Source organism: Phytoactinopolyspora endophytica (genome assembly GCF_004138495.1).
Taxonomy (GTDB): Bacteria; Actinomycetota; Actinomycetes; order Jiangellales; family Jiangellaceae; genus Phytoactinopolyspora; species Phytoactinopolyspora endophytica.
In genome coordinates this window covers 5,626-14,916 of record NZ_ML142882.1, presented here as the reverse complement: position 1 = coordinate 14,916, position 9,291 = coordinate 5,626, and the positions used below count along the sequence as shown (strand labels likewise).

Sequence of the window (9,291 nt, the reverse complement as noted above, 5' to 3'; positions counted from 1 at the left end):
TCCGGCTCTGGCTCAGCCGCCACTCTCGCGCTTGATCCAGCCCCAGATCGACGTCCCGATAAACAGCGCGACGCCGATGACGAACAGCCAGATCAGGCCCTTGATCACGATCCCTATGACAGAGATGGCCAGCCAGATCGCCAGCAGCAGCAACACGATTCCCCACATAGGGTCAGTATGGCACGATGATCGATCCGACCTGGGCTCGTAAACGTACGTGTACAGTGACGTGCAACCGCTTGCAGGTAGGATGCCTCGTGTCACGAGGGCGTACGGACATCCGGACGGACCATGAGACGGCACCATGAGAAGGAGAGCAACCGACATGGCGAACGAACCGACCCGCGTTGGCATCCTCGGTCTCGGCCGCTCCGGGTGGAACATCCACGCGGCCGGCCTGGCGGAGCTGGGCGATGACTATCGCATCGTCGCCGCGGCCGACCCGGCCCCTGAACGGCGCGCCGAGGCCGAGACCCGGTTCGGCTGCGCCACGCACGCCGAGCCCGCCGACGTCATCGCGGATCCACAGGTCGAGCTGGTCATCGTCGCCACTCCCTCGCACACCCACGTACCGCTGACCGTCGCCGCGCTCGAGGCAGGCAAGCACGTCGTCGTGGAGAAGCCGATGGCGCAGAGCACGGCCGAGGTCGACACCATGATCGAGGCCGCTCAGAAGGCTGGGCGGGTCCTCACCTGCTTCCAGAACAGCCGGTTCGACCCTGCGTTCATGGCCATCCGCGAGGTGATCGGCTCCGGCCGGCTGGGTGAGCTGGTGCTGATCCGTCGCTCGCACCACCGCTTCGCCCGTCGGGCCGACTGGCAGACCTTGCGCAAGTTCGGCGGCGGCGAGCTGCCGAACACGGCGTCGCACTTCCTGGACCAGGTCCTGCTCCTCTTGGGTGACGGCCCACTCGACCTCTTCGCCGACCTGCGCCGCACGCTCGCCGCCGGTGACGCCGAAGATCACGTCAAGCTTGTGCTGAAGACCAAGACCGGCCTCACCGCGGACATCGAGTCCAGCTCCACCGTTGCCACCCCGCAGCCGGCGTGGATGATCGCCGGCACCGCCGGCGGCCTGGTCAGCACCGACGACGGCGGGCTGAAGGTGCGCTGGTGCGACCCCGACGCCTTGGCCGAGCTGCGAGTCGACGAAGGCCCCGCCGCCGATCGCCGCTACGGCACCGGCGAGCAGATCGACTGGCACGAGCAGACCATCGAGGTCGAGCCGCCGGGTGGCCAGCGCACCGCCCTCTACTACCAGCGGCTCGCCGCCACCCTGCGTGACGGGGCCGAGCTGTTCGTCACCCCGGAAAGCGTCCGCCGCCAGATCGAGATCATCGAACGTGCGCGCGAGCAGACCGGGTTGCTCTAGGCGTGCCTGATGGATCCGTGGACCACTGCGCAACGTCCAGCCGAGAACCTGACGCAGAGGCGAAACCAATCGCACGATCGGAAGGTTCCCGCCTGGGACGCGGCACAACGCGCCGCTGAAGCGCATGTCGCCCATGTGAACAGAGGAACGCTCAGGTGAAGCGGAACACGATCTATTCGGTGGCTCAGGCCTGCGGGGTCTCCTCGTCCACCGTGTCGCGCGCGTTTACCCGCCCCGACCTGGTCAGAGACGACGTACGCGAACGCATCCTGAGCACGGCGGCGGCCATGGGCTACCGGCCGAACAAGTCCGCCAGAGCTACCGCTACCGGCCGCACCGGCATGCTCGGCCTGGTGGTGCCGGACATCACGAACCCCTTCATGCCGCCCCTGGTCCGCGCGGTGCAGCGCGCGGCCGGAGAGCTCGGCTGCTCGGTCATGCTGGTCGACGCCGAAGAGAGCACCGACTCGGAGACGCGGCTGATCTCCCAGCTGCACGGCCAGGTCGACGGGCTCGTGCTGGCGTCGCCGCGTGCGCCCTCGCGCGCGCTGCGGGACGCCGTCGACGGGCTGCCATGCGTTCTCGTCAACCGCGTGGTCCGAGACCTGTCGTCCGTGGTCTGCGATACCGGGGACGCGCTGGCCCGCATTGGCGACCACCTCGTCGAGCATGGGCACGGCCGCATCGCTCTGCTCGCCGGGCCGTCGGCCTCCTGGGCGGCCAAGCATCGCGCGAGGGCGATCCGCACCTGGGCCGCCACGCCCGCGAACGTCGAGGTCGGCGTCTCCCTGACCGAGCTCGGCCCGTTCGACGCGTCGTTCGACGGAGGGCGACAGGCCGGCGCGGCCCTGCTGGACACCCAGGCGACGGCGGCGTTCGCGTTCGACGACGTCATGGGCTGCGGAGTCCTCTCCGAGCTGGCCTCCCGGGGCGTGGATGTGCCCGGCGACCGCAGCGTTGTCGGCTCTGACGACGTCCTGCTCGCGCGCATGGTCACGCCCAGCCTCACAACAGTCGCGGCACCCATGGCTCAGCTCGGTCACACCGCGATCGGCCTGCTCTCCGGCCAGATCGAGCAGCCCGACGGCGTCTCACTCGAGACCGTCACCCTGCACGGGACGCCCGTCCTCCGGAGCTCCACCTCACCCGCGACCCGCTGAGGCACGGATCGGCGTAGAGGCGGGCTCGATGCTGCATCCCGTACCGGATGCTGCAATCTGTGTCGCTATGGGCCGCGAATCAGGCTGTTGGCGACACAGATTGCAGCATCCGACACAGAATGTGGCATCCGGTACGGAGAGTGGCATGGATGCCGCCGTCAGGGTGAACTCTCACCCCACGTTCTCAGCGCGGATCGGCGTAGAAGACGCGTTCGATGACAGCTCGCGCGTGCCGGGAGCTGCGCCGATAGTCGTCCAGGAACGTGGCGCTCTCCCCCGGCCCGTATCCCACCACCTGGGCCACGGCCGCCAGCGTCTGTGGGTCCACCGGGATAGCGTCCGATGCCCGACCGGTCACCAGGACCGTCGCGTTGCGGATCGACGACGCCATGCACCACGCTTGGCTGAGCTCTCGCCGGTCCTCGTCGCGCATCAGACCCGCGTCGACGGCGACGTCGAACACGTCCAGCGTGGCCGTCGTCCGTAGTTCCTCGACCCGGCCGGCATGCTGCAGCTGGAGTAGCTGGGCGCACCATTCGACGTCCGACAGACCGCCCGGCCCTAGTTTCAGGTGCGTCGGACGGTGGGCACCGCGCGGCAACCGCTCCGCCTCCACTCGTGCCTTCATCCGGCGTACCTCGCGTACTTGCGCGTCGGTGAGCCCCGCCGACGGCCAACGCAGCGGATCGATCAGCGCCTCGAACCTGCGCAGCAGCTCTGGGTCGCCGCAGCAGGGTGCCGCGCGCAGCAGCGCCTGCCGTTCCCAGATCTCGCCCCACCGCTCGTAGTACGCGGCGTACGAGGAGAGCGTGCGGACCAGCGGCCCGGCCTTTCCTTCTGGGCGCAACGCGGCGTCCACGGTGAAGGCCGGTTCGGGCGACGGGATGGCCAGCAGCCGCCGCATCTCGTTGGCCACCGCCGTCGCGGCCGAGGCCGCCTCCTCGTCGCTCGCGCTGGGCAGCGGTGCGTGCACGAACAGCAGGTCCGCGTCCGAGGCGTACCCCATCTCGCGGCCGCCGAGCCGGCCCATCGACACCACGGCCATCCGGGTGGGCAGACTGCCACCCAGCTGCGCCTCGACCGCCCTGGTCGCGGTCGCCAGCGCCCCCGCGAGTGTGGCGTCGGCGATGTCGGTCAGTGACTCTCCCACCTGCCGCACGGGAAGGAGACCGACCAGATCCGCCACCGCGGTGCGGAACAGTTCGCGCCGACGCATCGCGCGTACCACGCCGATCGCCGCGACCGGGTCGTCGTGCCGTGCCAGTCCGGCTACCACCTCGGATGTCAGCTGCGCGGGGTCCCGCGGGGCGAGTTCCGCGTCGCCGCTCAGCATCGTCACCGCCTCGGGCGCACGCTTCAGCAGCTCGGTGGCGTAGCGACCGGACGCAAGGACCTTCGCCATCCGCTCCGCCGCCGCGCCGTCGTCGCGCAGTAGCCGCAAGTACCACGGTGTCTCGCCGAGAGCATCGCTGATGTGCCGGAAGCCGGAGAGCCCGGTGTCGGGCTGTGCACCGTCGGCGAACCAGGACAGCAGCACGGGGAGCAGTGTCCGCTGGATCGACGCCCGTCTGGACACGCCCTTGGTCAACGCCTCTATGTGTCGCAGTGCGCCGGACGGGTCGGTATATCCGAGAGCCTCCAGCCGGGCCAGCGCTGCCTCCGGACTCAGCCGCACATCCTCGCCCGGCAGGCTCGCCACTGCCGACAGCAGCGGCCGGTAGAACAACTTCTCGTGCAGTCGCCGGACCTCACGCGTCTCACCGCGCCAGCGCTTCGTGAGCTCGTCGGCGCCGCGCATGCCAAGTGCCCTGCCGAGGATCCTCAAGTCTGCGGCGTCATCCGGCACCACATGCGTGCGCCGCAGTTGCCGCAGCTGGATGCGGTGCTCCAGCGTCCGCAAGAAGCGGTACGCCTGGTCCAGCACGGCACCGTCGTCGCGGCCGACATAACCCCCGTCGATCAGCGCGGCCAGTGCCTGCAGCGTGGAGGTGGAGTGCAAGGTCTCGTCCGCACGGCCGTGGACCAGTTGGAGCAGCTGCACGGCGAACTCGATGTCGCGCAGCCCGCCGGGGCCAAGCTTGAGCTCGCGGTCGGCGTTGCGGGAACCGATATGGTGCTCGACGCGACGCCGCATCGCTTGGACGTCGGTGACGAAGCCATCACGGCACGACGCGTTCCACACCATCGGTTCGACGGCTTCGACGAACGCTGCCCCCAAGGCGCGGTCCCCTGCCACCGGGCGGACCTTGAGCAGCGCCTGGAACTCCCACGTCTTCGCCCAGGACTCGTAGTACTTCAGGTAGCTGGCCATCGTACGTACCAGAGGTCCTGCCTTGCCCTCCGGTCTGAGCGCCGCGTCGACCGGCCAGATCGTCCCCTCGGGGGTGCGCTCGGAGCAGGCTCGCATCGCCCACGTCGCCAGCTGCGCGGCGGTGCGCAGCGCGGCCTCGCCATCGCCGTCGTCGTTCCCGTCGACCGGCTCGGCGATGAACAACACGTCGACGTCGGAGACGTAGTTCAGCTCACAGCCGCCGCATTTGCCCATGCCGATCACCGCGATCCGACATCGCGGGGCGTCGTCTGGCAGCTGTGCACGAGCGATCGCCAGCGCGGCCTCCAGCGTCGCTCCGGCGAGGTCTGCCAGCTCGCAACCGACGGCCGGCATCTCCAGCTCGCCCGTGAGGTCCAGCGCGGCCAGTTCCAGCAGCTGCCGCCGGTAGGCGACCCGCAGCGCATCGAGGAGCTCGCGGTGATCTCCCACGGCTACCGGCGCGTCGGCCTCCGGATCCGCACCGACCGCCTCGAGCAGCCGTCGGCGCAGCACTTCCGCGTCCGGCCGGACATCCGCCACGGCCTGAGCGAGCTCACGGACGTCGCCCGGATGCCGTACCAGGTGGTCGACGAACGGCGAGCTGAACCCGAGCACGGCCAGCACCCTGGCCGCCAGCCCGTCTCCCGCTTCCAAGGCGCGCAACAGCTCGTCACGCTCCGGCCGCGAGCCGAGCGAGGCGAGCAACCGCGACAGGCCGTTCAGCGCCAGGTCGGGATCCGCTACCCGGGCCAGCGCCGCGACGAGCTCGTGCTGCTCATCCAACGTGTCCAAGGGCGGGCTGTCGAGTTCACGCATGGCCGCCTCCGTGTCGGTGAACCCAGAGCGCGCCAGCTCGGCGCCTCGGCTCTGAGTACGACGTGAAGGTCGCGCATACACATCATCGAACTTACCGCGCCCGGTCTCGCCGTCGCCGACTGGGCGCGGCACGCCTCGAATCTACCGACACTGTCGAGGCCCCCGCTCAGACAATGTCGGTGGACCGCGCCGGAGGGGCGGTCAGCTGGAAGGCCGAATTCTGTGAATGCGCAATCGACAGCCAGTCAGTGCGCGATCAGCGGGTTGGGCATTATGGGCGATACTCAACCGAACGCACCATAGTGCGCACAGGTGGTACCGGCTAGGATCAGGCCTCGCATGACTGTCAGAATGTACACGGTGTGTCCGGTGCAGGGACGGCGCCGGCAAATGATCCGGTGCCGCCGTTGCCGTATGCCTCACCGGCGAATACAGGCCGGTCAGGATCTGGTACGGGGAGTTAATCGATGAAGCTGATAGAAAGCATGAACCCACGCACGGGCGAGCCGGCCGGTGTCGGTGTGGCGGAGACGTCGCCCGGCGAGCTGAGCTCCACCTTGTCGCTGGCGAAGTCGGCCGCGCGCCGGTTCGCCAACGAGCCTCTGACCGAGCGTTCGGCGCTGATCCGCGCCATCGCCGACAAGCTCGACGACCGTGCGGACGAGCTCATTCCGCTGGCTGACACGGAGACCGGCCTCGGCAAACCGCGGCTCACCTCCGAGCTGGCCCGGACCACGTTCCAGTTGCGGCTCTTCGCTCAGGTCATCGAGGAGGGTTCGTTCCTGGAGGCCACCCTCGACACACCGGCTCCCGACGCCAAGCCCGTCCCCCGGCCGGACCTGCGACGCGTTCTTGAGCCGCTCGGGCCGGTACTGGTCTTCGCCGCCAGTAACTTCCCATTCGCCTTCAGCGTGGCCGGGGGCGACACCGCCTCCGCCCTCGCCGCCGGCTGCCCCGTCGTCGTGAAGGCACACGAGGGCCACCCCGAGCTCTCCCGCCGCACCGGAGAGATCATCAGCTCGGTCATCGCCGACCACAATCTGCCCGCGGGGATCTTCACGGTCATCTTCGGTCAGCAGGCGGGGCGCGACGCCGTCGTGGACCAGCGCATCAAGGCGGCCGGGTTCACCGGCTCCACGACAGGTGGACGCGCGCTGTTCGACCTCGCCTCCGGCCGGGTGGACCCCATCCCCTTCTACGGCGAGCTGGGCAGCGTCAACCCCACAGTGGTCACCAAGGCCGCGGCACGGGCCCGCGGCGCCGAGATCGCCTCCGGGTTCGTGGACTCGTTCACGCTCGGTACCGGCCAGTTCTGCACCAAGCCGGGTCTGCTCTTCCTTCCCGCCGGGCACAACCTCGACTCCGCCCTCGCCGATGCGATCAGCGCGGTCTCACCGACACCGATGCTGAACGCGCGCATCGCCGAGTCGTACGCCAAGTTCAGCGCAGAGCTCGCCGCGTACCCGGCCGTTCGGAGCCTGGTCACGCCGCGGCTGCACACCGAGCCCGGCGCCTGGGGTGTGCCGTGCCTGTTCGTCACCACCGCGGAGAAGTTCACCGAGGCCGCGGAGACCCTCGCCGCGGAGTGCTTCGGACCGAGCTCGCTGATCATCGAGTACGCCAGCACGCACGAGCTCATCAACGCGCTGCAGTCGGTCGAGGGTAGTCTCACCGCGACCATCCACGGGGAGCAGTCGGATCTGCAGAACCTCTCCCCCGTGCTGGACGTGCTCCGGCCCCGCGCCGGCCGGCTGATCTGGAACGGCTGGCCCACGGGTGTGGCCGTTGCCTGGGCCATGCAGCACGGCGGTCCCTGGCCGTCGAGCACCAGCCCTCTGCACACGTCCGTCGGGCCGACAGCGGCCCGGCGGTGGCTGCGACCGGTGACGTATCAGGCGTTCCCGCACGACCTGCTCCCGCAGGCTCTGCAGGATGGCAACCCACTCGGCATCCCACGCCGGGTCGACGGCGCTCTGCGCCGCTAGGAGGCGAGCGCCCAGCCCGCCGACGCGGCGGCGACACCGGCGAGGATGCTCACGACGACGTTGCCGAAGGCATACCAGCGGGCACCGTCTTCGAACAGGCGCAGCGTCTCGTAGCTGAACGTGCTGTAGGTGGTCAGGGCACCGCAGAAACCCACGGCTATCAAGGCGACCATGTCCTCGTTCAGCCTGCCCTCAACAGACGCCGCCGTGACCACACCCACCACGAACGAGCCGACGACGTTCACCCCGAGTGTTCCCCACGGGAAGACGGCGTCGACCCGCGACTGGATGAACCGGTCGGTGACATAGCGCAGTGGTGCGCCCGCGGCCGCGCCGAGCGCGACGAGAAGGACCGTCACCGGCCTTCCGCCGCATCGTCGCTCGCGTCGCCGGCTGCGGTACCGTCCGCCGAGCCGGTCACAGTACCGGTCGCCGTGCCCCCGGCACTGTGACGCCCGACATACCGGACGACCTCGACGTCGGCGAGCGTGATCAGACCCTCCCTGACCAACGGCTCGATCTCCTCCACGAACGGGTCGATCTTCTCCGCCACGTCGACGATCAGCACCTGCACCGGGAGATCTTCGGAGAGGCTGAAGATCCGGGTGGTGTGAATGTGGTTCGACGCGCCATAGCCCTCGATGCCACGGAACACACTCGCCCCGGCCAGCCCGGCCGCGTGGGCGCGGTGGACGATCTCGGCGTACAACGGCTTGCCGTGCCAGGTGTCGGACTCCCCGACCATGATGGACAGCCTGCGTGCCGGACCTCGCAACGTCATCATCGCTCCCCACGACCAGATCTGTGAGTGGTCATTCGTCAGCTCCCCGCTGCCGCAACCGGCCCAGTGTGGTACCGGTCAGGCGCACGGCGGTCCAGACCGCGAGCAGCGCCACGACCGGCGTGACGGCCAGGTAGGCCAGCGCCATGGCGGCGCGGTCATCCGCGAGCAGCTCACGCACTTCGACAGCGTAGGCGGAGAACGTCGTGTAGCCGCCCAGCACACCAACCCCGATGAACGGTCGGAGCAGCCGGTGCGGAGCGGTGAGCTCAAGGATCACCGCCATGAGCACCCCGATCAGGAAGCAACCCGTGATGTTCTCCACGAAGGTCGTCCATGGGAAGGCGGAGCGGTCGCCGTCCAGCTGAGCGAGCGCATAACGCGCCTCGGCACCGACCGCGCCGCCAGCGGCGATCGCCCCTATGACCTGGGCTCGCCGCTTCCACACCGCACGCACGCATCCACGATAGTGGCCCGCATGCAGCCAGCCGATGAACGGCTCGGCCTCCGGACCGGCGACCAGTGCCCGTCCAAGCACGACCTCCGGACCGGCGACCAGCGTCGTCTACAGGACGGGAAGCATCGTGTCACGCTCGTACGGCGTGACCTGGCGGCGATAGATGTCCCACTCCTGCCGCTTGTTCCGCAGGAAGAACTCGAACACGTGCTCGCCGAGGGTCTCGGCGACGAGCTCGGAGCTCTCCATCGCCCGGATCGCCTCGTCGAGGGACGCGGGCAGCGGATCGATGCCGAGCGCCCGCCGTTCCCGGTCGGTCAGCGCCCACACGTCGTCCTCAGCCTCCGGAGGGAGCTCGTAGCCCTCCTCGATGCCCTTCAATCCGGCCGCAAGAATGACGGCGTAGGCG

The 9,291-nt window shown here is 69.3% G+C and carries 8 protein-coding genes and 1 pseudogene; 3 read left to right on the top strand and 6 right to left on the bottom strand.

All coding sequences use genetic code 11. The annotated features are described in order from the left end of the window. Positions 1-12: 12 nt before the first annotated feature. On the bottom strand, positions 13-168 hold the full coding sequence (locus tag ELR45_RS36225; RefSeq protein ID WP_165368336.1) for a hypothetical protein: 156 nt from the start codon (positions 166-168) through the stop codon (positions 13-15). Positions 169-325: 157 nt separating this feature from the next. Here ELR45_RS36225 and ELR45_RS33515 point away from each other — a divergent pair, with 157 nt between their 5' ends. Then, positions 326-1,372, top strand: coding sequence for a Gfo/Idh/MocA family protein (locus ELR45_RS33515; protein WP_165368335.1), 1,047 nt, complete (start codon positions 326-328; stop codon positions 1,370-1,372). 155 nt (positions 1,373-1,527) lie between these two features. After that, positions 1,528-2,532: a LacI family DNA-binding transcriptional regulator gene (locus ELR45_RS33510; protein ID WP_129670157.1), complete on the top strand. Its 1,005-nt coding sequence runs from the start codon at positions 1,528-1,530 to the stop codon at positions 2,530-2,532. Between the two features lie 184 nt (positions 2,533-2,716). Here the strand turns inward: ELR45_RS33510 and ELR45_RS33505 are convergent, their stop codons facing one another. Beyond that, positions 2,717-5,740 (bottom strand): bifunctional [glutamine synthetase] adenylyltransferase/[glutamine synthetase]-adenylyl-L-tyrosine phosphorylase, encoded by a 3,024-nt coding sequence (locus ELR45_RS33505; RefSeq protein ID WP_129670167.1) that lies wholly within the window; start codon positions 5,738-5,740, stop codon positions 2,717-2,719. Positions 5,741-6,144: 404 nt separating this feature from the next. Between ELR45_RS33505 and ELR45_RS33500 the strand changes: the two genes are divergently transcribed. Continuing rightward, a complete protein-coding gene (locus tag ELR45_RS33500; RefSeq protein ID WP_205857790.1) occupies positions 6,145-7,644 on the top strand; it encodes an aldehyde dehydrogenase (NADP(+)) in 1,500 nt (499 codons plus the stop codon). Here the strand turns inward: ELR45_RS33500 and crcB are convergent. The 4 genes and pseudogenes from crcB to ELR45_RS41935 all read right to left on the bottom strand — a co-directional run. Next, positions 7,641-8,003: a fluoride efflux transporter CrcB gene (gene crcB / locus ELR45_RS33495; protein ID WP_129670155.1), complete on the bottom strand. Its 363-nt coding sequence runs from the start codon at positions 8,001-8,003 to the stop codon at positions 7,641-7,643. The genes ELR45_RS33500 and crcB overlap by 4 nt on opposite strands. Beyond that, a complete protein-coding gene (locus ELR45_RS33490; protein ID WP_420814001.1) occupies positions 8,000-8,428 on the bottom strand; it encodes a DUF190 domain-containing protein in 429 nt (142 codons plus the stop codon). Before ELR45_RS33490 ends, crcB begins: the two co-directional genes overlap by 4 nt. Before the next feature lie 28 nt (positions 8,429-8,456). After that, on the bottom strand, positions 8,457-8,963 hold the full coding sequence (locus ELR45_RS33485; RefSeq protein WP_205857781.1) for a fluoride efflux transporter FluC: 507 nt from the start codon (positions 8,961-8,963) through the stop codon (positions 8,457-8,459). A gap of 27 nt (positions 8,964-8,990) precedes the next feature. Beyond that, positions 8,991-9,291: pseudogene (locus ELR45_RS41935) on the bottom strand (glutamine synthetase); the annotation flags it as partial.

What these genes read in the sequence shown, in the direction of transcription:
- ELR45_RS36225 (WP_165368336.1), bottom strand. Translation starts at nt 168, where the DNA reads ATGTGGGGAATCGTGTTGCTGCTGCTGGCGATCTGGCTGGCCATCTCT.
- ELR45_RS33515 (WP_165368335.1), top strand. Translation starts at nt 326, where the DNA reads ATGGCGAACGAACCGACCCGCGTTGGCATCCTCGGTCTCGGCCGCTCC.
- ELR45_RS33500 (WP_205857790.1), top strand. Translation starts at nt 6,145, where the DNA reads ATGAACCCACGCACGGGCGAGCCGGCCGGTGTCGGTGTGGCGGAGACG.
- ELR45_RS33490 (WP_420814001.1), bottom strand. Translation starts at nt 8,428, where the DNA reads ATGATGACGTTGCGAGGTCCGGCACGCAGGCTGTCCATCATGGTCGGG.